This is a genomic window from Actinomadura miaoliensis (genome assembly GCF_039536785.1).
Taxonomy (GTDB): domain Bacteria; phylum Actinomycetota; class Actinomycetes; order Streptosporangiales; family Streptosporangiaceae; genus Spirillospora; species Spirillospora miaoliensis.
In genome coordinates, this window is sequence record NZ_BAAAZG010000002.1 from 23,569 (window position 1) to 49,376 (window position 25,808).

Sequence of the window (25,808 nt, forward strand, 5' to 3'; positions counted from 1 at the left end):
CCGCTCAGACGGGGCAGGTGTCGCGGTAGTCCGAGATGGTCAGGTCGTTGGGGGCCGGGCACAGGAACTGGCTGTAGCGGGTGTCGTCGTCGATGAACCGCTTCATCCAGCTGATCATGTACTTGGCCATGGTGGTGTTGGACGTCTGCGGGAAGAAGTGGCTGGCGCCGCGCAGCTCCATGTACGCCTTCTCCGGCGTGTTGCTCAGCGTCAGGTAGAAGGGGATGGAGTGGGTGGCCACCGGCGCGATGGTGTCGGCCTGGCCACCGATGATCAGGGTGGGGGTGCGGACCTCGGGCCAGGTCGTGTCGAGGTTCCACGGCGCGATCGGGATGGCGGCCTTGAGCGAGGGACGGTCCTTGGCGGCCTCCAGCGTGCCGCCGCCGCCCATGGAGTGGCCGGCCACGGCCAGGCGCGACGCGTCCACCCGGCTGCGGACCGAGCTGCGCTGGGTCAGGTAGTCCAGCGCGGCCAGCAGTTGGGAGCCGCGGCTGTCCGGCTGGTCGAGCAGCGTGTTGGTCTCGATGCCGAACACCACGAAGCCGTGCGAGGCCAGGCGCGGGCCCAGCCAGTCCAGGCTGGACCAGGTGGCGGTGAAGCCCGGCGAGATGGCGATCGCGCCGAACGTGCCCTCACTGGTGGTGGTCGGGTAGTAGATGACGCCGCCGCCGAAGCCGGTGACGCTCAGGCTGGAGACGGCGGTCTGGGACGTCGAGTACGGGCCGCGCGCCGACTCGATGAGGGCCTCGGTCGGGTCGGGCCCGTGCTGGTACGGGCTCGCCGCGGTGACGGCGGGCGGGGCGGCGGGAGCGGCGTGCGCGGCGGGAGCGGCGAGCGCGCCGGTGCCGGCGGCCAGCGTGACCGCCAGGGCCGCCTTGGCGACGGCCCGCAGGGCGCGGAGGCGGGGGGCGCGGTGGCGGGGGGCCGGAGCGGTCAGGAGCCCGGATCTGATGGGCGGGGCGCTGTCAGATGGGGTGTTCCGGGACTGCACGTCGATGCACTCCTGTTCGGGGAGGAACCGCGGCACGTGGGGGCCGTGACGTGGTTCACACGGATATCGACGTGGAGAGCGTGCAATCCCCCGCGCGAGCAGGCATCGGCGAAATCGCCTGCCTCGTCGCGGCCCTTGGCCCCACCAGGGCCGTTACCGCCGGGGGTTACCGCCAGCCGTAGGCCGCGGCCGCGGCGTCCCACGCGCTTGCGCCGCCTGGCAGGGGCCACGCCCGCGTCCGCTCGTCGTCGTACGGGACGGCCGCGGCCGTCCGCGCGAGCCCTTGGACGAGCGCGTCGATCTGCCGCTGCGCGCCAGGCTCCGGCCGCCGCCGCAGCTTCTCGATGACGCCGGTCACGTAGTCCTCCACGGCCTCCAGGACCGCCCGTTGCCCGGCGGCGTCCATCCCCCGCGTCAGGACGAGCATCGGTGGGACGACTTCCTCGGCGAGTGCAGCGGCCAGACGGTCGTGACCGTCCAGCACCACATGCCCGTCCAACCCGCTGACGGCCCACAGGAGCACGGGCGGCAGCGCACGTTCCCGTACCTGCTTGCGGTAGGCCTTCACCCGTCCCGCGTCAGGAGGGGAGAGCGGATGCAACGGCAGGATCCCGCCCCACCCGTTGCCGTCCCAGTCGATGTAGGTGGACGGCTCGGGCTCGGCGCCGACCAGGCCCCACCCCCACCACCCGGAGAGCGGCTCCCAGATGTTCGTGTTGAACATCCGCAGCACCCACCGCCCGTCGTGCAAGGGGGAGGTGTCGGCCTCGTCCAACCACATGGCGAACCGGTACGCCCAGTCGCGGCTTTCGCGCACACGCGCCTCGGCGGCACGCATCGGCGGCAGGGGCGAGGTGTAACGTCCCGTACGGAAGACGTCCACGCCCGACCGGTCCTCGTCCACCAAGCCGAGCAGCACCGCGTCGCGTCCCTGCCGCAGGAGCATGCGTCGTGGATGCGCCACCTCCATGCGAAGCCCCGGCACCCGACCCCGTTCGACACTCAGGCCGAACGCACGCCCATTGCCCAAGGCCTCGATCTCCACGTAGCGCATCGCGGGTATCGTCCCACCCGCCCCCCGCCATTCAGGAAACGTTCAGGGAAACGTCAGCATCATTGGAGTGTCCGCACCTAGCGTGACCCCGATGCTCGTGCCCGCGCTCGCGTCCGTCACGGCGCCCCGCAACCGCTCCCGTCCGCAACCGACCGAACGCGTACCGCCCAGTTCGCGACGCCTGGCGTGGCTGGACGGCCTGCGCGGCCTGGCGGCCATGGTGGTGGTCTTCGAACACTCGCTGGACGTGCTGTTCCCCGAGGTGCGCCGCACCGCGAGCCCGTGGTTCGACTTCGGCCGGTACGGCGTGTTCGTGTTCTTCCTCGTCAGCGGCTACATCGTGCCCGCGTCACTGGAGCGGCGCGGCGACCTGCGCGCGTTCTGGATCGGCCGCTTCCTGCGCCTGTACCCGCTGTTCGCGGTGGCCGGGCTGCTCGGCGTGACGCTGGCCGCGACCGGGGTGGCCTGGCCGCTGCCCGCCCCGCTCACCGACCGCCCGTGGATGGCCACGCTCGCGCACGCCACGATGCTGCAGGACCTGCTGGGCGTGCCGAACGTCGTCAACGTCTTCTGGACCCTCTCCTACGAGATGGTGTTCTACCTGCTGGTGACGGCGATGTTCGTGGCCGGGGTGCACCGGGCCAGCGCGGGCACGGCGGCGGCGTTCGCGGCCGTCGCCGCGTTGGCGGGCGCCGCGCTGCCGGTCTGGCTGATCGCGCTCGACTGGCAGATGGGGTCGATCGCGGTCACCGCCCTCGTCCTCGCCTGCGGCCTGCTGGCGGTGATGTACGGCACCGGACGGCTCCGCCGCTACGGCGCGCTCGTCGTGGCCGTCCTCGCCCTCGCCCTGCTCACCGTCAACAGCCGGATCGGCGGCATGGAGAGCCTGGCGATCCTGGCGACGATGTTCGCGGGAACCGCCCTGTACCGGGTCGAACGCGGCCAGATCGCCCGCCGCCCCGGGCTGACGCTGGTCGCGCTGGTGCCCGCGCTGACCGTCGCCGCCGGGGCCTGGCCCGCCCTCACCTCGGGCGACGCGTCCTGGGGCTGGCCGGCGGCGGTGACGGCGGCGTGGCTGACGTTCCTGCTCGGCTGGACCCTGCGGCACCACCGGATGCCGAAGGTGCTGGCCTGGCTCGGCCTCGTCAGCTACTCGCTGTACCTCCTGCACCCGCTGGTGCTCCAGGTCGTGTGGCGCCTTGTCGGGGAACCCGACGACATGGCCCTTGCCGAACGCCTGGCCTGGGGGGCGGCCGCCGTCGCCTGCGTGGTCGCCGCCGCGGCGTTCACCTACCGCCACGTCGAACGGCCCATGCAGAACCTGGCCCGCCGCCTGTCCCGCCCCCGCACGGTTACCTGAACGCCGCCACGTTGCGGACGGCCCACTCGGCGAAGGTTCGCGGGGCCCGCCCCAGCACCCGCTCCACGTCGGGACTCACCTGCTGCTCCTCCGGCAGCGGCTCCCCCAGGATGTCGAGCGTGCCGTCCACGACGGGCTCCGGCATGAAGGTCAGCATCTGCGCCCGCGCCTCCTCCCGGGTCTGCTCGACGAACCGCACGGGCTCGCCCAGCGCGTCGCCGATGGCCGCCGCCCGCTGCCTCGGCGTGCTCGGCTCCGGCCCGGTGAGCACGTACGCGTGCCCCTCGTGCGCCGCGTCGGTCAGGGCCCTGGCCGCCACTTCCCCGATGTCGGACGGGTCGATGAACGGCAACGCCACGTCCGCGAACGGCGCGGCCGCCACCCTCCGCGTGCGGATCGACTCGGCCCACGCGTACGCGTTGGACGCGAACCCGCCCGGCCGCAGGATCGTCCACGGCAGCCCCGACTCCCGGACGACCTCCTCCATCGCCCGCAGCGGCGCGTGAGACGGGTTCTCCGGCCGCGTCCGCGCCCCCTGCGACGAGAGCAGAACGACCCTCCGCACACCCCCGGCCTTCGCCAGGTCGAGAAGACGCCCGTTCAGGTCCCGGTTGTCGACCACCATCCAGAACAGGGCGTCCGCGCCCTCAAGGGCGGGCTTGAGCGTCTCGGGCTCGGCCACGTCGGCCTGGACGTGCCGCACGCCCTCCGGCACGTCGGCGGGCCGCCGCGACACCGCCGTCACCTCCTCGCCGGCCTCGGCGAGCGCCCGCACCAGCGGCCGTCCCACGTTCCCGGTGGCCCCGGTCACCACGATCATGAAAGCCCCCTCCATCACTTGACGAAGGGAAGCTAACATCCTGGATATAGTAGGTACCTAGAAGAAAGTGACTACCGGAAGGGAACCCGATGGCCGCGAAGACCGCCGAGCCCGTCGCCCCCGAGCAGGCATGCCCCATCGCCCCGGTGGTCGACATCGTGTTCAGCCGCTGGACCACGCCGATCCTGTGGACGCTGCACGAGTACGGGCGGCAGCGCTTCGGCGAGCTCGAACGCCGCATCACCACGATCACGCCGAAGGTGCTGACCCAGCGGCTCCGCCAGCTCGAACGCGACGGCCTCGTCGTGCGGACCTACCACCCCGAGGTCCCGCCGCGCGTCGAGTACGAGATCAGCGACCTGGGCCGCAGCCTGGCCCCGCTGTTCGCCCACCTGAGCGAGTGGGCCGCCGCCAACCTGCCCAAGGTGGAGCAGGCCCGCCGCACCTACGACGCCCGCTCGTAACCCCTCACAGCGACGGCAACGAGGTGCCGGTCAGCTCGGCGCACAGCGCGAGCAGATCGTCCTGCACCTTCAGCGACCGCGCCGCCGGATGCACCTCACGCGGCCGCTGGTGGTAGAAGTACCCGCCGGTGACCGTCGCCTCCGGCTCGTCGCTCGTGGCCAGCCACGCCTGCGTGACCGCGCCGAGCGTCAGATCGTCGGGCGCGCCCGGCCCGCCCATCTTCGTCGGCACCCAGCCCGGCTCCACCGCGTTCGACAGCACCTCCGGCCAGGCCCGAGCGACGGCGAAGGCCAGCACGACGTCGAACAGCTTGCTGTCCGAGTACGCCTGCGCCCCGTTCCACCGCCGCCCGACCCACTGCGGATCGCTCAGATCAGGGTGCCCGTCACGATGCATGCCCGAACTCAGGTAGACGAGCCGATCCGGCGGGGTGATGAGCGCGGTGAGCAGGTAGGGCGCCAGCACGTTGACGGCGAACACCTGCGACAGCCCGTCAACCGTCTCGATCCTCGGTTCCCGGTACCCGACCCCCGCGTTGTGGATGACCGCGTCGTACCGGCCCAGCTCATTCGCCTGCCGCGCCACCGAACGCATCCCAGCGATGGCACCCAGATCCCCCACGACAACGGCCTCCGCCTCGGGCAACGCCTCCAAGGCATCACGCGCCCGTTCCGAGTTACGCGCATGCAACGTCACCCGATGCCCGTCCCCGGCGAGCAACCGCCCGGCCATCAACCCCAGCCCATCACTGGACCCCGTGATCAGTATCCGAGACATCCCCCAAGTCCCTTCTCTCCCCAGGTAGCCGCCCGCTTCCCTGCGACGCATTCCCGCTACACCCAGGAAAAAGACAAACGAAACACCAGGAACAACGGCGAGCGGTGGGGACCGTCCCGGACCGCCGACCTGGCCGGTTTTGAAACTCCTGCGTCCGTCACCAACCGGCTCGCTCGTTTCGTTCGTCCAAGAAGCCAGAGAAGGTTGTGGCCTCTTTTCGTACTTTGGTGTGGACCACCTGAGAGGGGCGGAGCACTGTGGTGAGGCTCTTGTCGGGGCGATACGAGCTGCTGGAAGTGCTGGGGCGGGGTGCGATGGGGGTGGTGTACCGGGCGCGTGACCGGGAGCTGGAGCGGATCGCGGCGGTCAAGGTGCTGCCCGCTCAGATGCTGCGCGACGAGGACTTCCGGGCCCGGTTCCGGCGGGAGGCGCGGGCGGCGGCGGGCCTGTCGCATCCCAACATCGCGGTCGTCCACGACATCGGCGAGGACGCCGGTGGCGAGCAGCCGGTTCCGTACCTGGTGATGGAGCTGGTGCAGGGAAGGACGCTGGCCGACCTGCTGAGGGAGGCGCCGCCGACCCCCGCGGAGGCCGGGCGGATCGTGCTGGCGGTCCTGGATGCTCTGGAGCACAGCCACGGGCGGGACATCGTGCACCGCGACATCAAGCCCGCCAACATCATGGTCCACCGCACCGGCGGCCAGGTGCGGGTGAAGGTGATGGACTTCGGGATCGCCAAGCTCATGTCGGAGACGGCCACTCGGCTGACCGCCACCGGAATGCTGATCGGCACCCCGTCCTACATGTCGCCCGAGCAGGCCGACGGCAAGCCCGCCGACGCGCGCTCCGATCTGTACTCCACCGGCTGCGTCCTGTACGAGATGCTCACCGGCCGGCCGCCCTTCACCGGGGACTCGCCCACGGTCGTGCTCTTCCAGCACATCCAGAAGACCCCGCAGCCGCCCTCTCGGCTGAACCCGGCCCTGGCCCCCTTCTGGGACGGGGTGCTGGCGACCGCGCTGGCCAAGGACCCCCAGGAACGCTACCGGGACGCCGCGGCGATGCGGCAGGCCATCGAAGCCGGGTCAGCGACCCCCACCGTCCAGGTGCCGCCTCCCGCGTTCGCCCCCGCCACCCGGCTCGACGGCCCCGCCCCCACCGAAACGACGCTTCCCGCGCCCGGCTCTCCCTACCGCGAGGAGCGGCCGGTGCCCGAGTCCACAACGCCGGATCACGTCGCTGCCCCGCCGCGCCGACTCCTGACCCGCCGCCGCCTGCTCACAGGACTGGGCGCCGCGGGTCTGGCCGCCGGCCTGCCGACCGCTTACTACGCCTTCGACCGGAGAGGCACGGCGACCCTCCTCGGCCGGCCCCTCGCCGGCCACAACGCCGCCATCAAATCGGTGGTGTTCAGCCCGGACGGCAAGATCCTGGCCACCGGCAGCGTGGACGACACGGTGCGGTTGTGGGACGTGGCCGCCCGTACCCCGATCGGCCGCCCTCTCACCAGCCACTACGACTCCGTCCTGTCGGTGGCGTTCAGCCCGGACGGCAAGACCCTCGCCACCGGCAGCGCGGACGACACACTGCAGTTGTGGGACGTGGCCGCCCGCACCCCGATCGGCCGCCCCCTCGTCAGCGGCACGGACGTCGGATCGGTGGTGTTCAGCCCGGACGGCAAACTCCTTGTCACCAGCGACGCGAACATGTCCGTCCGCTTCTGGGCCGTCGCCACCCGCACCCCGGTCGGCCGCCCCATCGACCACAACTCCACGATCAACTCGGTGGCGTTCAGCCCGGACGGCAAGATCCTGGCCACCGGCGACGCGGACATGACCGTGCGGTTGTGGGACGTGGCCACCCGCACCCAGATCGGCCGCCCCCTCACCGGTCACACCGCCGGCGTCGAATCGGTGGCGTTCAGCCCGGACGGCAAAGTCCTGGCCACCGGCGGCATGGACAAGACGGCGCGATTGTGGGGGGTGGACACCAGCATCCCGATCGGCCGCCCGCTCGACCACGACTCCGCGGTCAACTCGGTGGCGTTCAGCCCGGACGGCAAAGTCCTGGCCACCGGCGGCGCGGACAGGACAGCGCGATTGTGGGACGTGGCCGCCCGTTCCCCGATCGGCCGCCCCCTCACCGGCCACACCGCCAGCGTCGAATCAGTAGCGTTCAGCCCGAACCGCAAAATCCTGGCCACCGGCAGCTGGGACAGGACGGCGCGGTTGTGGCAACTGTGAAGTCCCGCGCCGTGGTGCGGCTGGATCACCACCGACTGTACGAGGCCCTTCACCGAGGCTCACGGGCTGCGATGCGCGCGGTCACGTCGTAACTCCCTCCCGTGGGGGAGCCGCCTCCCGCGCTTCGGGGAGTTGGTGCTCACCGCGTGGTGACTACGGTCGCAGCCATGATTGCGTCCAATCGGCCGCGGCGGTGGCCGGGGTACGCGGTGGCGGTGCTGTTCCTCGGTTACGCCGTGGGGAAGGCCGTGTTCGCCGTGCAGGCCCGGCTCGGGTTCCCGGGCGGCCCGCCCGTTTCGGCCGCCGAGCAGGAGCACTACTTCCTGGACGCGGCGACGGCCCAGTGGCTCGCGACCGCGACTGGCGTGCTGGGTGCGTGTGTCGCCATCGCCACGGTCACCCCGCTGGCGCGTAAGGTGCCGCGAACGTTGATGCTGCTGGTGCTGGCCGGGATGCTGCTGTCCGTCGGCGGCGGCGCGTCGATCATGATCGTGGACGGGTTCGTCGGCATCGGTGTGGGGTGGCGCTGGTACCACGGCCTCCTCGGGATCGTCGTGATCTGGCTGGTCATCGCGATGATCCGGTCTTATGCGGCGGCGGTGAGACGTGTCGCGGGCTGATCGGGCGCGGGCGGGCGCGTACGGGGCGGCGGCCTGCGCCGCGGCCTACGGATCGATGAAGCTGGCCCAGGCGCTGGGGGCAGAGGCGCTGGCGGACAAGGACCCGCTGCCTCCGCATCTGCGCGAACGGCTGCTCGCGCGTGATCCGCTGTTCGTCGCGAGCCACTGGATTCTGGCCGGTGCCGCGGTGGTCGGTGTGATCGTCGCGCTGGCCACCGTGCGGCCCTGGGGTGCGGCGGTCCCGCGCCGGCCGCTGCTCACGATCGCCTGGACGCTGGGGATCTTCATGATCGTCCGATCGATCGGCGGGGTGGGGTTCGGATTCGTCGGCGACGGGCTGCTGCTGAGCGGTCTTCGGACGGCACCGGCCGAACACGCCGCGCTGGCCCGCGAACTGGCCCGCTGGGACCTGCTGCTGTGGTCGCCGTTCTTCCTGTTGTGGGGCCTGGGCTGGACGACGGCCGGATGGCGGCTGAGCAGACAGGCCCCGCCTCAGAAAGCAGCCCAAGGACGCCGACGGCGCGGCACCTCCGGTCGGCTCAACGACGGTCAGCCGCTGACGTAGACGAGGGCGGTGCGTCCCGGGCCGACCAACAGGAGGCAGGAATCGCCTTCACCGTGCAGGACCTCTTCGAGCGGGAACTTCTTGGCGTAGGCGAGCAGGACGCCGGACGTGCCCGCGACCTCGGCGGCGATCGTCGCGTAGAGGTCGCGCGCCAGCCAGGAGACGAGTTCGTCGCCGGGGATCTCCGGTGTGGAGTCGTCGAATTCCCAGAGCACGGTCGCGGCCCGGGCCGCTTCGACGATGTTCCGTTCCGACGCGGCCAGCGCGGCTTTCAGGGCGGCGGCGTCCAGTGCCCAGAGGACGTCGTCGTCCTCGTCGTCGCCCTCCTCCGCGATCAGCCATTCCCCGTCTCCTGTCCAGCCCGTCCGGAAGGCGGCGTCGGGATCAGCGACATCGAGGTCGACCTCGTGGGTTCCGAAGCTCACCTCGAATGTCACCGCGTCGGTGTTGTTGGTCCGCAGGAATTCGCCGAGGAGTGCTGTGATGCAGGCGATCCGGTACTCGACCCCCACGGGGACATCAGGGGTGGTCGGCCCCGGAGCCAGGGACAGCCGCCAAGTGCTCCTCCACTGGCGCGTCAGTAGGTGCAGCTCATCGTCAAGCGGGGGGCCGCCTGATTCGGCGGCGACCTCGATCCGCAGCAGGTCGGTGGCATCTGCGGCGAGGTAACCGGCGACGTATCCGGCCAGTGCCCGACCTCGCCGGTCCAGGCCACCACCGGATTCCAGTGTCCCGATGAGAAACTCGTACGCCTGTTCCGCGCCCTCGGCGGGCAGCCCCCAGGACGCGTGCAGGGGACTGTCGGCCGTCTCGTCCGGGTCTTGGATGTCGAACCATTCGACGGCCACCGGGTGGCGCCGGCCGCCGGGCCCGGCGAAGGTTCCCGGAAACGCTCCGCACTTCGCCACCTCGGTCAGGGACGGCGCGGACGTCCAGTTCTCCTCGGGAGCCTCGCCTCGGACGACCGCGAGCCGCCATCCCGGCACCCACAACCTGAACAGGCATTCCAGAGCTTGGAATGACCCAACCTGGCGAGTAGCCGTCAACGCCGATCTCCGAAGTGCAGGTGCAGAGGAAACGCCAAGAATAACCACAAAGGGAGGCTTTCCAGCGGGTCATTCGGCAGCTGCGACGTCCTCGATCGTCGGCGGCACGTACGCCGCCGATCGGCCTTCCAGAACAGGGGATCGCGCTCGCGTCTCACCGTGCTTCCATCGCGACCAGTCCGCCCAGCAGGCGCCGCAACAGCCCACGCCGCTCCCGCCGCCGCCTTGACGACCTCCGCCCGCTCGACGTCAACGGCCGCCCACCTCGTCGTCCACCTGTTGACGCGGGCGGCCTCCGCCCCGGCGGCCTCTGCCCGGCAGGCCTGGGCGCCCCGGCCCCGTCCCACCCCGGCCTTCCCTGCCCGAGCCCTCGCACCGCGTCTCGCCCCGGCGGCCTGTACTCGTTCGGCCCCGGCGGCCTCGCTCCGTCGTGACCCCGCAGACCCGGCCCGCCCGGCCTGGGCGGCATCGCCCCGTCCTGCCCACGCGACCACTGCTCACCGCGCACCGGCGCCCTAAGCCCGTCCCACACTGGCACCGTCGGCCCCTCATGCCCCGGCGGCCTCGCGCCGTCACGCGCTGGTGGCCTCGCGCCGTCAGGCGCTGGCGGCCTCGCTCCGTCGTGGCCTCGCATACCTTGCCCGCCCGGCCTGGGCGACATCGCCCCGTCCTGCCCACGCGACCACTGCTCACCGCGCACCGGCGCCCTAAGCCCGTCCCACACTGGCACCGTCGGCCCCTCACGCCCCGGCGGCCTCGCGCCGTCACGCGCTGGTGGCCTCGCGCCGTCACGCGCTGGCGGCCCCGCGCCGTCGTGACCCCGCAGACCCGGCCCGCCCGGCCTGGGCGACATCGCCCCGTCCCGCCCACGCGACCACTGCTCATCCGGCACCGGCGGTCTCTGCGCGGTCGGTGTGGGCGGCCGCTGGGGAGGGCGGCCCCATGTACGGGCCGCGTGGAGGAGTTGGGCCAGTTCGTCGGGGGTGGTGGCCTCGACCAGGCGCGCCGTCCCCGTGTGGTCGTAGACGAGCGCCCACAGGCTGCCGGTGAAGCGGCCGTGCCAGATCACTGCTTCGGGGAAACGGGCGCGCAGGCCGGCGAGCGCCTCGTCCGTGATGACCGCCGTCATCGCTCCTCACCGCCCGCACGGCGGTTGAGGTGCCCGATGATGTGGACGGCCGCGTCGATGATGTCGTAGGCGGGCGTGATCGGCTCCTGCCGGCCGGTGTAGAACCACAGCTCGTCGCCGTCCTCGGGACGCGGCCGGCACGTGACCGTGTCCGCCGCCTCCTCGCCGCCCTTGACCTGCGGATTCGAGACGCGCAGTCCGTCCGCCGTCAGCTTCGTCACCAGCCCTTTGGCCGCCATGTACGTGCCGAGCACCGCCAGCCGGTCGTAGGCACCCCTACGATCGATTCCCATGGGGGTTGGCCTCCTTGGAAGGTCGATTCCCTAGGCCCCGGGATGCGTGCTGCTACACCGCCCGGGGCCGCCTGGTCTTCGGGGCGGGACGCGGGCCTCGGAGGACCCGCCCGCGCGCAGATCAACGTCAACCCGCGTCCCGCTACTCTCAGTGAAAAGCCCCCACGCTCCGGAATTCCATGGCGACAATGGAGTCACGGACTCTGTATCCCCCTATCCCCATGTGAAGGGCGGACGCGATGATCAATGAGCAACGTCCGGAATGGGCGGCTCGTATCGAAAATGAGCGCGGTCGGCGGGGTTGGGGAAGATTCGCCATGGCCCGCCGCCTACGTCAGGCCGTGGGAATGGACGATCATCCACCCACCAAGATCAAGAACCTGGCCCGGCAGATCTACGGCTGGGAGCGAGGTGATCACTTCCCTCGCGACTGGGCGGACGCATACGTGCGAGTGTTCGAGATCGATTACGAAGATCTCTTTCCGGACGCACCTCAGGATCAGAACGCCGCCCCTACGGGTACCGTGGAGGACGCATCTACGAACGGCACGTACCCGAATAAACGGGACGAGGATGGCGAAGAGATGGAAAGACGCACGCTGTTGCAGGCGCTCGTCGCGCTCGGCGTTCCGGTCGCCGTGGGCCTCGAAGCGCTCCAGCCCATCCGATCCGGTGTCGACCGCGCCGTAGGCCGCAACGAGGACAGCCATCTGGACGAATGGGAACAGACGATCGCCGATTACGGTCACACCTACCGGCACGTCGCCCCGCGCCAGCTGATGCTGGAACTGGCCGCCGATCTGGCCACCGTCCAGCTGATCACTTCGCGGAACAAGAAGGAGAAGAGCGCGGCCTATCCCTCGTGGTGCCGGGTGAGCGCCGGCCTGTCACTGCTGATGGCCAAGACGCTGTCCAATCTCAGCCAGCCGCGCCTGGCCCGCGAATGGTGGTTCACTGCACTCCACGCCGCCGAGACCGCCGGCGACCGCGACCTCTACCTGTGGATCAGCAAGGAGCGCTTGATTCACGGTCTCTACGAAGGTCGTCCGACCGTGCTTCTTCTCCGAGAAGCCAACAAGATCATTGAACAGACCTCGGCCGCTCCGTGTCGTGGCCTGCTCGGCGTACGGGCGGCGCGCGCGCAACTGCTTTCGCTCGACGGTGCCGATGGCCAAGCCCGCGTGGAGATCCGAGCGTGCGGTGAAATGTTCGAGCGGCTTCCCGTATCCGTCACCGACAGCAAGCAACTGTCCATCAACGAGGGCTGGCCGGAAGATCGTCTGCGCTATACCGAGGCATACGTGTACGGCCAGCTCGGCGACCGCGACGAACTCGACCGCGCCATCGGCCGTCTCCGCACCATCCACCCCATGGACGGGCCTCGTTATCGGACGCAGGTGGACCTCCTGGAAGCCGTCGGCCACGTGCGCGCCGGGGACGTCACCGAAGGAGTCCGCCACGCCCGTGACGTCTACGCAGGTCTCCCGGGTGAGCAGCGCAGCGTCATGGTGACCAACCTGGCCGATCAGGTGCTCGCGTCCGTGCCCGCGCGGCGGCATGCCGAGGCCGGGGTCGCCGAGTACCGGGAGCTGCTGGGCGCCACCACCGACCGCAAGGCCATCACCTGAGCAAGCGGGCCGCGCGGACGCTGCCCGAGAAGACACACGCGCTGCCAGCCGCGCGGGGACCGATGAGCCCACGGCATGCTCTGCCCCTGGGCGTGCAGGGCGGGCAGCGATCGTGGCGCCCCACACCCGGTAGGGTCGCGCCGGTCGCGCACCGGGAAGTGGCCGAGGCGCCCCGGGTGCGTTGAGTACTGAATCAATCGATGGGGCAGTGATCGAGGCCCGATCGGACGATCATGGTGCTGGGCATCACGCCGCTTCACCCCACGTCTATGGTGGGCGGCTCGCCCGGTCGGGTTTCCTGGACGGCGTGGTGCAGGGCGGTCACGAAGGCCGTGGTCGCCGGCGGATCCGGCGGGTCGCCGTAGGTGGCCAGGTAGACGTGCCGCCGGAACTCCTGCACCACGCTGGCCTCGATCCCCGGCGCGCGGTGGGTGCGCAGCGCCAGCCCCGGCATCGTGGTCACGGCCATGCCCGCCGCGACCAGCGCCTGCTGCACGATGGTGTCGTCGCTGGTGTACGCGATGGACGGGACGAAACCCGCCTTGCCGCAGGCGTCGAGGAACTCGCGGCGGCAGTTCTCGCAGCCCGCGATCCACGCGGAGTCGCGGTTACCGGCCAGCGTCTGGTCGGGTTCGAGGCTGAGCAGGTACATCGGGTCGTCGAACAGGTGCGTGGCGCGGATGTCGTCCGGGATCGTGTCGTCGTAGCCGAAAACGACCGCGACGTCGATCTGCCCGGTTCGCAAAAGGTCGAGTGACACCCGCGGGTGCGCCTCGACCAGGTGCAGTTCGACGCCGGGGTGCTCGCGGCGCAGCGTGCTCGCGGCGTGCGGCACCAGCCCGGCGAGCGCCGACTGGAAGCCGGCGACCCGGACGCGGCCGGTGCGCAGGCCCACCATCGCGGACAGCTCGGCGGCGGCGGTGTCCACCCGGCCGACGATCTCGGTGGCGCGGCGGGCCAGGTGCTCGCCCTCCGGGGTGAGCCGGATGCCCCGGCCGACCCGCTGGACCAGCCTGGCCCCGGTCTCAGCCTCCAACCTGGCCAGATGGTGGCTGACGGCGGGCTGGGAGTAGTTCAGGTGCTTGGCCGCCTTGGTGACCGAACCCTGTGAGGCGACCGCCGCGAGAACCCGTAACCGCAGGATGTTCAGCATTCATCGAGGGTACGCATGTGTTCGCCCAAGTACTGGCATTGGACGGAATGAGTCGGCGCACGAGACGCTGATCAGGACGAACCCGCTGTGCGAGGGAGGACGCGGCCATGCCCCGCTCACTGGTGACGCTCACCGATCTGGTCGCGGCCGTGCGCCAGGCCGTCGACGTGCGGACCGGCTGGACGGACACCGCGGAACTGGTCGCCGATCAGCTCCGCGCGCACCTGCCCGGCCCCGAGATCCTGACCCCCGACCAGCGTCTCGGCCGGCCCGACCGGGTCGCCGGCCACCTCCTGCACACCGAACCCGACGGCGCGTTCTCCGTCCTCGGCCTGGTCTGGCGCCCCGGTCAGACCACCCGGATCCACGACCACATCACCTGGTGCGTCGTCGGCGTGCTGTCCGGTGTGGAGCACGAGGAGCTGTTCGACGGCGCGCTCAACCCGATCGGCGTGCGGGACAACCCGCCCGGCGAGGTCAGCGGCTTCGCGCCGCCCGGCGACATCCACCGCATCCGCAACGTCAGCGACGAGACCGCCATCAGCCTGCACATCTATGGCACCGACATTTCCCGCGTGGGCTCCAGCGCCCGCCGCTTCTACGACTGAGGAGCTCGAATCGTGGACCAGAACGCCGTCGACGAGGTGCTGAACCGCCCGCTCAGCCAGGAACTGCTGGCCCGTGACCTGGCCCGGCTGGCCTTCGTCGCGCTGGACGGCACGCCGCGGTCGATCCCGATCGGGATCGTCTGGAACGGCTCGCAGATCGTCATGTGCACCGCCAAGAACACGCGGAAGCTCCCTGCGCTGCGCCGCAACCCCGCGGTCGCGCTGACGATCGACACCGAGTCGCACCCGCCGAAGGTCCTGCTCATCCGCGGCCGGGCGGAGCTGGACGTCGTCGACGGCATCCCGGACGAGTACTTCCAGTGGAACGGCACGTACGAGATGACGCCGGAACAGCGCGCCGAGTGGGAGGACGGCGTGAAGGCGCTCTACGACGGCATGGTCCGGATCGTGGTGAGGCCGACGTGGGCCAAGCTGATCGACTTCGAGACCACCCTGCCCACCGCCATCGAGGAGCTGATGCAGCGGCAGCGGGAACGCCGGCGCGCCTGACCACACCCCACGGACCCCGACAGGAGATCTCATGACCCACACCGAGCAGCGCGGCGCGTTCCAGCGGATGGACAACATCGCCATCGTCGTCGACGACCTCGCCGCGGCCAAGGCGTTCTTCACCGAACTCGGGATGGAGCTGGAGGGCGAGGCGACGCTGGAGGGCGACTTGGTGGACCGCCTCATCAGGCTCGACGGAGTTCGAACGGACATCGCGATGATGCGCGCCCCGAACGGCACCGGACGGATCGAGCTGACCAGGTACCACTCGCCGGCGAGCCCGGGTGGCGACCAGCCCGTCCCGGTGAACGCGCTGGGCATGCACCGCATCATGTTCGCCGTCCACGACATCGAAGACGTCATCGACCGCCTCGAACCGCACGGCGCCGAACTCGTCGGCGAGGTGGTGCAGTACGAGGAGAGCCACCGGCTCGCCTACCTGCGCGGCCCCGCCGGCATCATCGTCGCGCTGGCCGAGGAGATCGGCTGACCGGCGCCTGAGGCGCGCGACCGCTCCCGGCTGTTCCTCTCCGACACGACCCGAGCGACCGCCGAGTTCGCCCGCGTGCTCAAGCCCGCCGGGCACCTGCCCGGGAGCGGATCCGGGCCCACGCCCTCGCGAGCGTGCGCGCCTTCGAGCACAACGGCGAGATCCGCGTCCCGGGCGTCGCCCGCTGCGTCGCCGGAACGAAACCGGACAGCGTCGGCCGCGGCGCGGTCCCGGGGGCGGCAGCGCGGCATCCGGGCCTCCCCGTTCCGGAGCCGCGCAGGCGGCTGTTGCGACACCGAAGTCCGCCGTGTCAGGTCGTGGTCGGCAGGGCGTGCGCGAGGAGGATCTCCGCTGCCGCCCGTGCGTGCCGGCCGTAGTCCGGTTCGCCGAGCACCATGGCGCGACTGGCCGCCCCGTCCGCGAGGGTGACCAGTTGTTCGGCGAGTGCGGCGGGTTCGCGGCAGCCCAGCTCCGTCACCAGCGCGGTGACGAGCCGGACCATCCGCAGCTTCTGTTCGCGGGCGTAGGAATGGACCGCGCTCTCCGGGTCGGGGAACTCCGCAGCGGCATCGATGAACGGGCACCCGCGCACTGGGGCCGTGTCCGGCACGGGCTGGTCGAACAGCCCGAGGATCCGCTCCCGCGGGGGGATGTCCTCGCGGGTCAGCACGCTTTCCAGAGTGGCCCCCGACGAGGCGAGGTCCTGGAGGTAGGCGATCACCAGGTCGCTCTTGGTCCTGAAATGCGCGTAGAGCGTGCGCTTGGACACCGGTGCTTCCTCCGCGACCTGCTCCATGCCGGTCGCGTTGATCCCCTGGGTCGCGAACAACCGGGCGCTGGCGGCCAGGATGCGCTCTCGCCCGCCGCGTCCTCGCCCTTGGGATGCCGCAGTCGTCGCAGTCACACATGAAGTATACGCCTGCGTTTACTTCGATAGGGCAGGCCTGCTAACGTCCCGCCATGTAAACGCTTCCGTTTACATCGATCGCTGTCGAGGAGTGTGTTCCATGAGCCTGCCTGCCCCCACGGAGCTGAGTGGCTGTGCGGAGAAGCTGATACGCGGGCGTCACGCGACCCGCGCGTTCCGTCCGGAAGCGGTGCCCGAAGACACGATGCGTGCGATCTTCTCGCTGGCCGGCGCCGCACCGTCCAACTCCAACGCGCAGCCCTGGCGGGTGGAGGTGGTGAGCGGCGCCCCACGGGAACGCCTGGCGGACGCCTTGCAGGCGGCCCACGCCGAGAAGCGCATCTCGGTCGACTTTCCGTATTCAGAGGACATGTACTCACAGGTGCACCAGGCGCGCCGGGCAGCGTTCGGTGCCCGGCTGTACGGAGCGCTGGGCATCGGTCCTGACGATCACGAGGCGCGGGCGGCCTACGACGCGGAGAGCCTGCGCTTCTACGGCGCACCGCACGCTGCGTTCCTGTTCGTCACCGGGGACGGCGGGGCTCGGCTGGCCGCTGACGTCGGTGCCTACATGCAGACCCTGCTCCTGGCGATGACCGCGTATGGCGTGGCGAGTTGTCCGCAGGGGCTGCTGAGCTTCTATGCCGAAACAGTCCGCGCCGAACTCGGAGTCACCGGGGGACACCTGCTCCTGGGCATCTCCTTCGGCTACGCCGACGAGGCCGCGCCGGTGAACCACGTCACGACCGAACGGGCTGCGCTCGAAACGGTCACGACCTTCCACGGCTAGAGCGGTGTCCATGAACGCTCACCGTGTTCGGTCACGCGGCATTGGGGCGGGGGCCGCCCCAGCGTCGCCGGCCTTGGGCGGCCGGCACGTCGGGATGGCGAGCGTTGGCGTTGAAGCAGCGGACGCCATGGGTTCGGCGGTAGGTCGCCGGCAGCCGATCCGGCCGTCCCCGCCCGGCCCAGGAGGTGCCGTGGCGGGGACGGATCGACAGCGGCCCGAACTGGTCGAAGGCGAAACACCTGCGGTCGGCATGGCGGACCGGGTGGTCGGAGTCTCGCTCGCCCCGGTGAACGTGAGTGGTCAGCGCACTAGCGGGGGCAGTTGCGGAAGAGGAGTTCGTTTTCGCGCTTGCCGGTCGGACGGTCCTTCTGGACGAACAGCATGACCTCGCCCGGCGCGTGGGGGTTCGCGTCCGTCACGTACCAGTCGCCGGGGATCTTGTCCCGTCCGACGTTGACGTAACCCTGCGGGCCGCCGGTGTCGTAGTTGAAGACGGTCGCCGTCACCTTGCGCTTCTTGATCCGTTCGACGGCCTCGTCCACGGTCAGGCCGCGGATGTCCAGGCAGTGCAGCGCCTCGCCGGGGGTGAACGCGCTGTTGGTGCTGTTGTACGGCTCGCCGGGACGGGCGGGACGGCCGATGGCGATCGTGGCCTCGCCCTTGAAGCCGATGGGGACGCGCAGCCCGCGGACGCAGACGTCGCCGCCGCCTCCGGAGTAGCAGCCCTTCTCCTCGATCAGCTTGATCGTCTCACCGCCGTCCTGCATGACCACCTGACCGGCCACGCTCGGGGACGCCGGGACCATGGTGAGGTTGATCTTCATCCCGTGGGCGGCGAACTCCCGCCGGTAGCGCTGCGGGTCGGCCACCGGGTCCTTGATCCTGACCTCGATGTAGCGTTCGCGGCGGACGAAGCTGAGCGCGGCGACCGGCTTCGGGTCGAACGTCCCGGGCCGGGCGCTCGTGGACGGAACGGCACGCGGGTCCGGTGCAGAAGGCGTCGGCGACAGGATCAACGCGGCGGCGGCGGCGCAGGCGCCCGCCGCGACGAGCGGAACGCCGAGGGTCCAGCGCCACCGGCGGCGGGGCGCCGGCGCCTCGGTGCCGGTGTCGGCGGTGATCTGTGCGAACAGCGCCTCGCGCGTCTCGGGGCGTACCGGCCGCACGGCCTCGTCGTCGCTCAGCGGTGCGGCCTGGTGGAGGAGGACGTCCAGGTCGTTGGTCATGCGGGCTCTCCCTTCGAGCGCGTGACGAATGCGGGGACGGTCGTGTGGTCGGCGCCCCGGCGTTGCAGTTCCTTGGCGAAGCGGCGGCGGGCGCGGTGCAGCCTGATGCGGACCGCGTTGCGGGAGACGCCGAGCACCGTGGCGATCTGCCCGTTGTCCAGTCCCTCCCAGGTGGCGAGGCCGAGCAGTTCACGGTCGCTGGCGGACAGCGCCCGGAACGCCGCGCCGATCTCCGGCCGCGCCGGGTGCGGGGCGGGGGCGGCCGCCAGGTCGGCGGCGAGGTCCCCGGCGATCCTGGCGGTCAGGTCCCGGCGCCGCCGTTCCCCGCGGCGTTGGTTGGCCAGTGCGCGCCGGGCGACGCCGTACAGGTAGAAGCGCGCGGCGTCGCCTCGCGGGACGTCGTCGAGGCGGCGCCAGGCGACGAGGAACGTCTCGGCGATCACATCGGCGGCGTCGTCGGGGTCGTCCGTGCGTCTGCGCACATAGCCCGTGACGTGTCCGAGGTGAGCCGCGTACAGCTCCTCGAAACGGGCCGAACGTTCGTTTCCCAAGCCGTCTCCTTCCGGAGCGCCGCCGTGCCGGGGCGCTGATGACCGACGACGAGGGAGTGTCCGGCGGACGGCCGAGCATTTCACGCGACGCTCCGCCCGGACATCTCGACCACGAGCAGGAAGTGAAGCGGCGGGCGCACGCCCCGGGGGCCCAGGGGGCCGAGCCGAATCGCTGCGAATAATGAAGGAATGCGACTCACCCTTCTGGGCGCCACCGGGGGCACCGGGCGTGCGCTGCTGGACCAGGCTCTGGAGGCGGGGCACGAGGTCACCGTGGTGGTGCGGAACCCGGACGGGCTGCCGGACGCCGTCCGCGACCGCGTCACCGTCGTGCGGGCCGAACTCGCCGACCATGACGCGCTGGCGGCGGCGGTCAAGGACGCCGACGCGGTGATGTCCGCGCTCGGTTCGCGGGCCGGGCGCGCGCCGACGACGGTGTGCTCCGACGGGGCCCGCGCCATCATCCGGGCGACGGGCGGCACCGGCCGCGTGCTGTTCGTGAGCGCAGGCGGGCTGGAGAGCGACGCGGGCGACGGCCTCGCCGCCCGGTACCTGGTGAAACCGCTGATCCAGCGGATACTCCGGGCCCCCTACGACGACCTGCGGGAGGCCGAGAGGCTACTGCGCGCCTCCACGCTCGACTGGACGATCGTGCGGCCAGCCCGGCTGGTCGACGGTCCGCGCAGCGCCCGGCGGCGAACGGCCGTCGACCGCAGCGTCCGCGGCGGCATGACCACCAGGCGCGCGGACCTGGCGGCCTGCATGCTCGACCTGGTCAATGACGAGACGTCGGTGCGGCACGTCGTCTCTGTCGCCTCCTGACCCCTCGCACCGCGAGCCGGGCCTGTCGCCGCGACAGCGTGTCAGGGCAGCAGATGCCGGTCGTAGGCGACGGCCACCGCCGCGGCTCGGTCTTTGACGTCCAGCTTCGCGTAGATGTGGGTGAGGTGCGTCTTGACCGTGGCCTCGCTGATGAACAGTTCCGCCGCGATCTCCCGGTTGCTGGTGCCTCGGGCCACCAGGCGCAGGATCTCCAGTTCGCGGGTGGTCAGGGACTCGCTGCGGGGTTCCCGCACGCGGGAGACCAGGCGGGAGGCGATGGCCGGGGACAGCACGGTGCGGCCTTCGGCGGCGGCGCGCACGGCGTTGAAGAGGTCGTCGCGGGGGGCGTCCTTGAGGAGGTAGCCGGTGGCGCCGGCCTCGATCGCCGGGATCGTGTCGGTGTCGGTGTCGTAGGTGGTGAGGACGAGGACCTTGCAGGGCAGGCCGCGGCGGGTGAGCTCGGTGATGGCCTCCACGCCGCCTCCGCCGGGCATCCGCAGGTCCATCAGGACGACGTCGGGGCGGAGCCGTTCGGCGAGCGCCACGGCCTGACGGCCGTCGGCGGCCTCGCCCAGAACGCGGAAGCCGGTGGTCGCGGCGAACATGCCGCGCAGCCCGTCCCGGACCACAGGGTGGTCGTCGACGATCAGCACGGTGATGTCAGCCATGGCGGATCAACGGTACGCGGACGGAGACGGCCGTGCCCCGGCCGGGTTCGGACTCGATCTCCAGGGAGCCGGCGACGCGTTCGGCGCGTTCCCGCATGGCGGTCAGGCCGAAGCCGCGCGAGGGGCGGGTGAAGCCCCGGCCGTCGTCGCGGATGTCGAGCGTCACCTCGTCGTCCATGTAGGAGAGGGTCACGCCGATGCGGTTCGCGTGCGCGTGGCGGGTGGCGTTGGCGAGGGCCTCCTGGGCGATGCGCAGGAGGGTGGCCTCCAGCTCGTCGTGCAGGGGTTCCTCCCTTCCGGTGACGGTGAGGTCGGCCCTGCCATCGGTGATCTTCTTGAGGGCGTCGGGGAGCGTGTCGTGCTCCAGTTGGGTGGGCGCGAGGTCCTGGACGGAGCGGCGGGCCTCGCGGAGGCTCTCCCGGGCGAGGTCGGTGGCGCGGCGGACGTGCTCGCTCTCCTCGGCGGCCTGGAGTTGGGTGATGATGCCCGTCAGGCCCTGGGCGATGGTGTCGTGGATCTCGGCGGCCAGGCGGCGGCGTTCGTCGGCGACGCCGGCTTCACGGGCCTGGACGATGAGCTGGGCCTGGAGGGCGGCGTTCTCGGCGAGGGCCTGTTCCAGACGGGCGTTGGTCCGTTCGAGTTCGGTGATGGTCTCCGCCTGGACGCGGGCCTGCTCGGTCTCTCTGTCGGCGATGCCGCCGATGACGAAGACGAGCCCGGAGTTCAGGACGAGGAGGCCGCCGAAGGCCGCCAGGTGGCCTGGACTCTCCGGCGGCAGCCCGCCCGCCTGGGCCCCGGCCATGGTGACCGCCGTGGCGAACGATCCGGCGCGGGCCCAGCGGCGGGTCAGGTAGCGAGGGGCGTCGAAGTACCCGAGTACGGCGTAAACGCTGTAGAAGGGGTTCAGCCAGGACAGGGCGAAGGCGAGGACGGTACGGGTCCAGAAGTAGATGTGGCCCGGGATCTTCTCGGCGACGTGGAAGATCTGGAGGGCCACCGCGGTGAGGATGAGGGGCGCGGCCGTCCGCTGCTCCCCCGGCGACATGACGAGTTCCCGGACGAGCAGTGCCAGGAAGGTCGCGAGGGACAGCAGGCCGAACGGTCCCCACCGGTAGAACCGTTCCCACTGCTCCTGGATCGTCGCCATCGCGAGTATTTTCCTATTCCCAGCGGAACCAGCGCACCGCGGCCGCGATCAGGACGGCGGCCCAGGCGGCGGTGACGCCGAGGTGCGTCCAGTCAGGCCAGGCGCCGTCGGCGGCCTGGTGGAGGGCCTGGGACGCGGCGCCGAACGGGAAGTACTCGACGATGTGACGCAGCAGCTCGGGCATGGTCTGGACGGGGACCCAGACACCGGCGACGAACATCATCGGGAAGACGGCGAGCGAGCCGACGACGGTGGTGGCCTTGGTGGTGGGCGTGACCGCGGTGACCGCGGCGCCCATGGCGAGCGCGCCGAGGGCGCCGAGGAGGAGCGCCAGCAGGTAGCCGGGAAGGTGACCGGGCAACGCCACGTCGAACGCCAGCCGGCCGACCGCGACCACCAGCAGCGACGAGCCCAGGGCCGCCGCGAAGTGCAGGACGATCTGCGCGGTCAGCAGCGCGGCGGGCCGTACGGGGGTGGTGGACATGCGGCGCAGGATGCCGCGTTCGCGGTAGCCGGACAGGACGGGCGGCAGCGCCTGGATCCCGGCCATGATCATGGCGAGCAGCACGTTGACCGGGACGTACAGGTCGATGACCCGGCCCCCGCCGAGCTCGGGGTCCGGGTCCCGGAACGACGGGATCAGGCCGAGGATCGTCAGCAGGACGCTGGGGAAGACGACGATCCAGAACAGGGTGAACGGCTCGCGGCCGAAGAGCCGCAGTTCCGCCTTGAGGACGGCGGTGGACACGGACACGTCAGTTCTCCCGGTCTTCGGTGAGTTCGAGGAAGGCGTCGTCCAGCGTGGAGTCGGTGACCCGGAGCTGGCGGGCGGTGATCTGGTGGCGGGCGAGCAGGGAGATGACCGCGTTGACGGTCGTGTCGGTGCCGTGGATGGTGAGGTGGCCGTTCCGGCGTTCGATGGTGGCGGCCTCGGGCAGGCCGGCCAGGTCGCCGTCGTCCAGGGGCCGGGACGGCGCGAACGAGATCACGGTGCCGCCGGAGCTGCGGCGGATCAGGCCGGACGGGGTGTCGAGCGCGGCGACCCGGCCCTGCTTGAACACCGCGATCCGGTCGCAGAGCCGCTGGGCCTCCTCCATGAAGTGCGTGACGAGCAGGACGGTGACGCCGGAGTCGCGGACTTCCTCGATCAGCTTCCAGGTGTCGCGGCGGGCGCGCGGGTCGAGACCGGTGGTCAGCTCGTCCAGCACGACGACCCTGGGGCGGCCGATGAGGGCGAGGGCGATGAACAGGCGCTGCTTCTGGCCGCCGGACAGCCTGCCGAATCGGGTGGTGAGCTTGCCGGTGAGGCCGAGGCGTTCGGCGAGTCCGCGCCAGTCGGCCGGGTCCGGGTAGAAGGCGCCGTAGAGCTCCAGGGCCTCCCGCACGGTCAGCTTCTCCTGGAGTTCGCTCTCCTGGAGCTGCACGCCGAGGGTGCGGGTGAGCTGGTCGCGGTCGGTGCGCGGATCGAGGCCGGCGACGCGGACGGCGCCGGCGTCGGGTTCGCGCAGGCCCTCCACGCATTCGACGGTGGTGGTCTTGCCGGCGCCGTTCGGGCCGAGGATCCCGAAGATCTCCCCCTCCTCGACGGCGAACGTGACGTCGTCCACCACGGGACGGCCGCCGTAGGCCTTGCGCAGGCCGTTGACTTCGATGATGGGCATGGTCCGAGGATCGCCTCGGGCGGTGCCCGCCCACATCGCCCGAGGCGCTCGTCCCGCCATCAGCCGATCGGTTGATGCCGCCGTACGACCACGGCGGCGGCGCGGGGCCGGCCTGCCCGGCCCCGCCTGTTCACCGTCAGCCGGAGACGCTGGGGCGGCCGTTCTCGACGTGGCCCATCAGGCGGCGGCGGAAGGTCTTCTCCCCGCGGATCGTGATCTCGACGTCGTACCAGCCCCGGCGGGTGTGCCAGTTGACGGTGCGGCTCTGACCGGCGGGGACGGTGATCTCACGGCGGCGGTTGCCGTAGGCCAGGGCCGCGAGCCGGAAGGTCAGGGCGGTGCGGCCGGTATTGCGGAGGGTGATGCGCAGGTCGGCGCCGGGCGTCGACGTCACCTCGGCGGTGTCGCGCACACTTCCGGCGAATTCGCGGCGGAAGCCGTTCGGGCCGATGAGCGTCAGGTCGTAGGCGTCGCCGTTGAGGGGGATGTCGGCGCGTTCGGTGCGCGACACGTCGAAGTGCCGGGGGTTCGGGAACTCGCCCGCGTACGGGTAGAGGGCGAAGTGCACGCTCTCCGATCCGCGGTTGGCGAGGTCGACGCGCAGCGTCCGGCCCGTGACACGCGCCGACGCCTCCGGCTGGTACGGCAGGGGGCGGGCGGGGCGGGTGCCCGGCTCCTGCGACGGCATGCGCTGGTCGGCGGGCGGGGTCGGACGCCAGCGGCCGGTGAACGGCGGAACGTCGCCGGGCCGGGTCAGCTTCGGCGGGCGTCCGGCGGAACGGAAGTCGAACGCCGAGGTCAGGTCGCCCGCCACGGTACGGCGCCAGTCGCTGATGTGCGGCGCGCGCACGCCCAGCCAGCGTTCGGTGAACCGCACCAGCGACGAGTGGTCGAACACCTGCGAGTTGACGAACCCGCCCACCGACCACGGCGACACCACGATCATCGGGACGCGGAAGCCCAGCCCGATCGGCTTGCCGCCGGTGAACTCGTCGGCGGCCGAGGACGGCGGGATCGGCGGCGGCACGTGGTCGAACAGGCCGTCGTTCTCGTCGTAGGTGATGAACAGCGCCGTGGACGACCACACCTCCGGGTGGGACGCGAGGGCGTCGAGGATGTCGTAGGTGATGCGAGCGCTCTGGATCGGCGACGACGCCCCGGGGTGCTCGGAGTCGACCGACGCCGGCACCAGGTACGACACCTTGGGCAGCCGCCCGGCCGCCACGTCGGCGCGGAAGCGGGCGGCCAGGCTGCCGGGCTCGTGGCGGCGCAGCGCCCGTTCGAACAGGCGGCGCTCGGCGGCGGGCAGGGCCGCGACCTTGGCGTCCAGGTCCTCGAGGAGGCGCTCGCGGGCGGCGGCGTCCGCGCCCTGCACGGCGCCGTAGAACGACTCGATGGACTTGTACCGGGACGGGATCACCTTGGCGGCGATGCGCTTGAACGAGGCGAAGAACTCGATGTTGTTGTCGGTGAAGTTGTCCCACTCCTGGTAGACCTGCCAGGACACCCCGGCCTTCTCCAGCAGCTCGGCGTACGTCGTCCACGTGTAGCCGGGGTGCGCGTCGGAGTAGGCGGCGTTGGTGACCGCGCGCGAGCCGTCCGCCTCGAAGCCGGTGTACCCGGAGACGAAGTAGTTGCGGTTCGGGCTGGTGGAGCTGAACACCGAGCAGTGGTAGGCGTCGCAGATGGTGAACGTGTCGGCGAGCTCGTACTGCAACGGGATGTCGGAGCGTTCCAGGTACGTCATGGTCGCCGGGGTCTTGGCCCCGATCCAGCCGTTGTTCCAGCCGTCGGCGTGCGCGGCCTGCCCGTCCGGCCAGCCGTGCGGCAGGTCGCCCATCCACTGCGGGTCCCGGCCCGCCGTCCGGGCCGCCTCGCGCAGGGAGAACGGCAGCACCGTGCCGCCGCCCGCCGAGGGCTGCTCGAACACCGAGCCGCCGCCGGGAAGCCGGAGCGCGTTGCGGTCGGAGAAGCCGCGCACGCCGCGCAGCCGTCCGAAGTAGTGGTCGAACGAGCGGTTCTCCTGCATGAGGAAGACCACGTGCTCGATGGCCTTCAGCCCGCCGGGGCGTACGGGCAGGGCGAGCGCCGCGTGCACGGACGGCGGCAGCAGGGAACTCGCCAGCGCGCCGCCGCCCACGACCGCGCCGCCCCGCAGGAACCGGCGGCGGCCGATGCCGCCGCCACGAGTGTCGGTGTTCATGGGAGCTTTCTCCAGCGCCGCGATGACGGCCGCCGGACGCGTGGGCGGCCCGCCGGTGTCCGGGCCGCGAACGGTGCCCGA

General features: G+C 71.3%; 26 protein-coding genes and 1 pseudogene. 11 read left to right on the forward strand and 16 right to left on the reverse strand.

The annotated features are described in order from the left end of the window. Positions 1 to 4: 4 nt before the first annotated feature. Positions 5 to 892, reverse strand: coding sequence for an alpha/beta hydrolase family protein (locus tag ABD811_RS04470; protein ID WP_344942353.1), 888 nt, complete (start codon positions 890 to 892; stop codon positions 5 to 7). Positions 893 to 1,157: 265 nt separating this feature from the next. Next, positions 1,158 to 1,937 (reverse strand): hypothetical protein, encoded by a 780-nt coding sequence (locus tag ABD811_RS04475; protein ID WP_344941163.1) that lies wholly within the window; start codon positions 1,935 to 1,937, stop codon positions 1,158 to 1,160. A 199-nt stretch (positions 1,938 to 2,136) separates the two neighbouring features. On the opposite strand from ABD811_RS04475, the gene ABD811_RS04480 reads away from it, so the two are divergent. Next, positions 2,137 to 3,405, forward strand: coding sequence for an acyltransferase family protein (locus tag ABD811_RS04480; protein WP_344941165.1), 1,269 nt, complete (start codon positions 2,137 to 2,139; stop codon positions 3,403 to 3,405). On the opposite strand, the gene ABD811_RS04485 is transcribed toward ABD811_RS04480, so the two are convergent. Further along, complete coding sequence (locus ABD811_RS04485) at positions 3,398 to 4,225, reverse strand: NAD(P)H-binding protein (protein WP_344941168.1); 828 nt, start codon at positions 4,223 to 4,225, stop codon at positions 3,398 to 3,400. The two genes, ABD811_RS04480 and ABD811_RS04485, sit on opposite strands and share 8 nt — an antisense overlap. An 89-nt stretch (positions 4,226 to 4,314) precedes the next feature. On the opposite strand from ABD811_RS04485, the gene ABD811_RS04490 reads away from it, so the two are divergent. Continuing rightward, positions 4,315 to 4,689, forward strand: a complete 375-nt coding sequence (locus ABD811_RS04490; protein ID WP_344941170.1) for a winged helix-turn-helix transcriptional regulator — start codon at positions 4,315 to 4,317, stop codon at positions 4,687 to 4,689. 4 nt (positions 4,690 to 4,693) lie between these two features. On the opposite strand, the gene ABD811_RS04495 is transcribed toward ABD811_RS04490, so the two are convergent. After that, entirely contained in the window at positions 4,694 to 5,518 is an 825-nt protein-coding gene (locus ABD811_RS04495; protein ID WP_344941173.1) for an SDR family NAD(P)-dependent oxidoreductase, read from the reverse strand. A gap of 218 nt (positions 5,519 to 5,736) precedes the next feature. Here ABD811_RS04495 and ABD811_RS04500 point away from each other — a divergent pair, with 218 nt between their 5' ends. The 3 genes from ABD811_RS04500 to ABD811_RS04510 all read left to right on the forward strand — a co-directional run bounded on the left by ABD811_RS04500 (position 5,737) and on the right by ABD811_RS04510 (position 8,895). After that, positions 5,737 to 7,710, forward strand: coding sequence for a protein kinase domain-containing protein (locus ABD811_RS04500; protein ID WP_344941175.1), 1,974 nt, complete (start codon positions 5,737 to 5,739; stop codon positions 7,708 to 7,710). Between the two features lie 167 nt (positions 7,711 to 7,877). Then, the gene (locus ABD811_RS04505) at positions 7,878 to 8,330 is read left to right on the forward strand and encodes a hypothetical protein (protein ID WP_344941178.1); all 453 of its coding nucleotides are present in this window, start codon (positions 7,878 to 7,880) and stop codon (positions 8,328 to 8,330) included. Beyond that, positions 8,317 to 8,895 carry a DUF3995 domain-containing protein gene (locus ABD811_RS04510; protein WP_344941181.1) on the forward strand — a complete coding sequence of 193 codons (579 nt, stop codon included), beginning with the start codon at positions 8,317 to 8,319 and terminating at the stop codon, positions 8,893 to 8,895. The genes ABD811_RS04505 and ABD811_RS04510 overlap by 14 nt, the downstream gene beginning before the upstream one ends. Here the strand turns inward: ABD811_RS04510 and ABD811_RS04515 are convergent. Together ABD811_RS04515 and ABD811_RS04520 are read right to left on the reverse strand one after the other, a co-directional pair. Then, positions 8,880 to 9,989, reverse strand: coding sequence for a hypothetical protein (locus ABD811_RS04515; protein ID WP_344941183.1), 1,110 nt, complete (start codon positions 9,987 to 9,989; stop codon positions 8,880 to 8,882). The genes ABD811_RS04510 and ABD811_RS04515 overlap by 16 nt on opposite strands. Before the next feature lie 1,077 nt (positions 9,990 to 11,066). Further along, complete coding sequence (locus tag ABD811_RS04520) at positions 11,067 to 11,363, reverse strand: hypothetical protein (protein ID WP_344941186.1); 297 nt, start codon at positions 11,361 to 11,363, stop codon at positions 11,067 to 11,069. A 239-nt stretch (positions 11,364 to 11,602) separates the two neighbouring features. Here ABD811_RS04520 and ABD811_RS04525 point away from each other — a divergent pair, with 239 nt between their 5' ends. Continuing rightward, complete coding sequence (locus ABD811_RS04525) at positions 11,603 to 12,991, forward strand: hypothetical protein (RefSeq protein WP_344941189.1); 1,389 nt, start codon at positions 11,603 to 11,605, stop codon at positions 12,989 to 12,991. A 256-nt stretch (positions 12,992 to 13,247) separates the two neighbouring features. On the opposite strand, the gene ABD811_RS04530 is transcribed toward ABD811_RS04525, so the two are convergent. Next, positions 13,248 to 14,144: a LysR family transcriptional regulator gene (locus tag ABD811_RS04530; protein WP_344941192.1), complete on the reverse strand. Its 897-nt coding sequence runs from the start codon at positions 14,142 to 14,144 to the stop codon at positions 13,248 to 13,250. A gap of 107 nt (positions 14,145 to 14,251) precedes the next feature. On the opposite strand from ABD811_RS04530, the gene ABD811_RS04535 reads away from it, so the two are divergent. Genes ABD811_RS04535 through ABD811_RS04545 form a run of 3 tightly spaced genes read left to right on the forward strand, consistent with a single transcriptional unit; the run spans position 14,252 to position 15,752 of the window. Next, positions 14,252 to 14,752: a cysteine dioxygenase family protein gene (locus tag ABD811_RS04535; RefSeq protein WP_344941195.1), complete on the forward strand. Its 501-nt coding sequence runs from the start codon at positions 14,252 to 14,254 to the stop codon at positions 14,750 to 14,752. A gap of 12 nt (positions 14,753 to 14,764) precedes the next feature. Beyond that, positions 14,765 to 15,262 (forward strand): pyridoxamine 5'-phosphate oxidase family protein, encoded by a 498-nt coding sequence (locus ABD811_RS04540; protein ID WP_344941197.1) that lies wholly within the window; start codon positions 14,765 to 14,767, stop codon positions 15,260 to 15,262. Between the two features lie 31 nt (positions 15,263 to 15,293). Then, on the forward strand, positions 15,294 to 15,752 hold the full coding sequence (locus ABD811_RS04545) for a VOC family protein (RefSeq protein WP_344941200.1): 459 nt from the start codon (positions 15,294 to 15,296) through the stop codon (positions 15,750 to 15,752). Between the two features lie 310 nt (positions 15,753 to 16,062). Here ABD811_RS04545 and ABD811_RS04550 read toward each other — a convergent pair whose 3' ends face one another. Continuing rightward, entirely contained in the window at positions 16,063 to 16,656 is a 594-nt protein-coding gene (locus ABD811_RS04550) for a TetR/AcrR family transcriptional regulator (protein ID WP_344941203.1), read from the reverse strand. Positions 16,657 to 16,759: 103 nt separating this feature from the next. Between ABD811_RS04550 and ABD811_RS04555 the strand changes: the two genes are divergently transcribed. Next, positions 16,760 to 17,449 carry a nitroreductase gene (locus ABD811_RS04555; RefSeq protein WP_344941206.1) on the forward strand — a complete coding sequence of 230 codons (690 nt, stop codon included), beginning with the start codon at positions 16,760 to 16,762 and terminating at the stop codon, positions 17,447 to 17,449. Between the two features lie 109 nt (positions 17,450 to 17,558). On the opposite strand, the pseudogene ABD811_RS04560 reads toward ABD811_RS04555, so the two are convergent. From ABD811_RS04560 to ABD811_RS04570, 3 genes and pseudogenes are all read right to left on the reverse strand, one after another. After that, positions 17,559 to 17,690 (reverse strand): annotated as a pseudogene (locus ABD811_RS04560) (IS630 family transposase); the annotation flags it as partial. A gap of 67 nt (positions 17,691 to 17,757) precedes the next feature. Beyond that, positions 17,758 to 18,675: a hypothetical protein gene (locus ABD811_RS04565; RefSeq protein ID WP_344941209.1), complete on the reverse strand. Its 918-nt coding sequence runs from the start codon at positions 18,673 to 18,675 to the stop codon at positions 17,758 to 17,760. Then, a complete protein-coding gene (locus ABD811_RS04570) occupies positions 18,672 to 19,226 on the reverse strand; it encodes an RNA polymerase sigma factor (protein ID WP_344941212.1) in 555 nt (184 codons plus the stop codon). Before ABD811_RS04570 ends, ABD811_RS04565 begins: the two co-directional genes overlap by 4 nt. A 189-nt stretch (positions 19,227 to 19,415) precedes the next feature. Between ABD811_RS04570 and ABD811_RS04575 the strand changes: the two genes are divergently transcribed. Continuing rightward, on the forward strand, positions 19,416 to 20,048 hold the full coding sequence (locus tag ABD811_RS04575; protein WP_344941215.1) for an NAD(P)-dependent oxidoreductase: 633 nt from the start codon (positions 19,416 to 19,418) through the stop codon (positions 20,046 to 20,048). A 41-nt stretch (positions 20,049 to 20,089) separates the two neighbouring features. Here ABD811_RS04575 and ABD811_RS04580 read toward each other — a convergent pair whose 3' ends face one another. The 5 genes from ABD811_RS04580 to ABD811_RS04600 all read right to left on the reverse strand — a co-directional run bounded on the left by ABD811_RS04580 (position 20,090) and on the right by ABD811_RS04600 (position 25,727). Further along, positions 20,090 to 20,716: a response regulator gene (locus tag ABD811_RS04580; RefSeq protein ID WP_344941219.1), complete on the reverse strand. Its 627-nt coding sequence runs from the start codon at positions 20,714 to 20,716 to the stop codon at positions 20,090 to 20,092. Further along, positions 20,709 to 21,863, reverse strand: coding sequence for a sensor histidine kinase (locus tag ABD811_RS04585; RefSeq protein WP_344941221.1), 1,155 nt, complete (start codon positions 21,861 to 21,863; stop codon positions 20,709 to 20,711). Before ABD811_RS04585 ends, ABD811_RS04580 begins: the two co-directional genes overlap by 8 nt. A gap of 13 nt (positions 21,864 to 21,876) precedes the next feature. Next, the gene (locus ABD811_RS04590; RefSeq protein WP_344941224.1) at positions 21,877 to 22,617 is read right to left on the reverse strand and encodes an ABC transporter permease; all 741 of its coding nucleotides are present in this window, start codon (positions 22,615 to 22,617) and stop codon (positions 21,877 to 21,879) included. Between the two features lies 1 nt (position 22,618). Further along, the gene (locus ABD811_RS04595) at positions 22,619 to 23,524 is read right to left on the reverse strand and encodes an ABC transporter ATP-binding protein (protein WP_344941228.1); all 906 of its coding nucleotides are present in this window, start codon (positions 23,522 to 23,524) and stop codon (positions 22,619 to 22,621) included. Positions 23,525 to 23,660: 136 nt separating this feature from the next. Then, a complete protein-coding gene (locus ABD811_RS04600) occupies positions 23,661 to 25,727 on the reverse strand; it encodes a phosphocholine-specific phospholipase C (protein ID WP_344941231.1) in 2,067 nt (688 codons plus the stop codon). Positions 25,728 to 25,808: the final 81 nt, after the last annotated feature.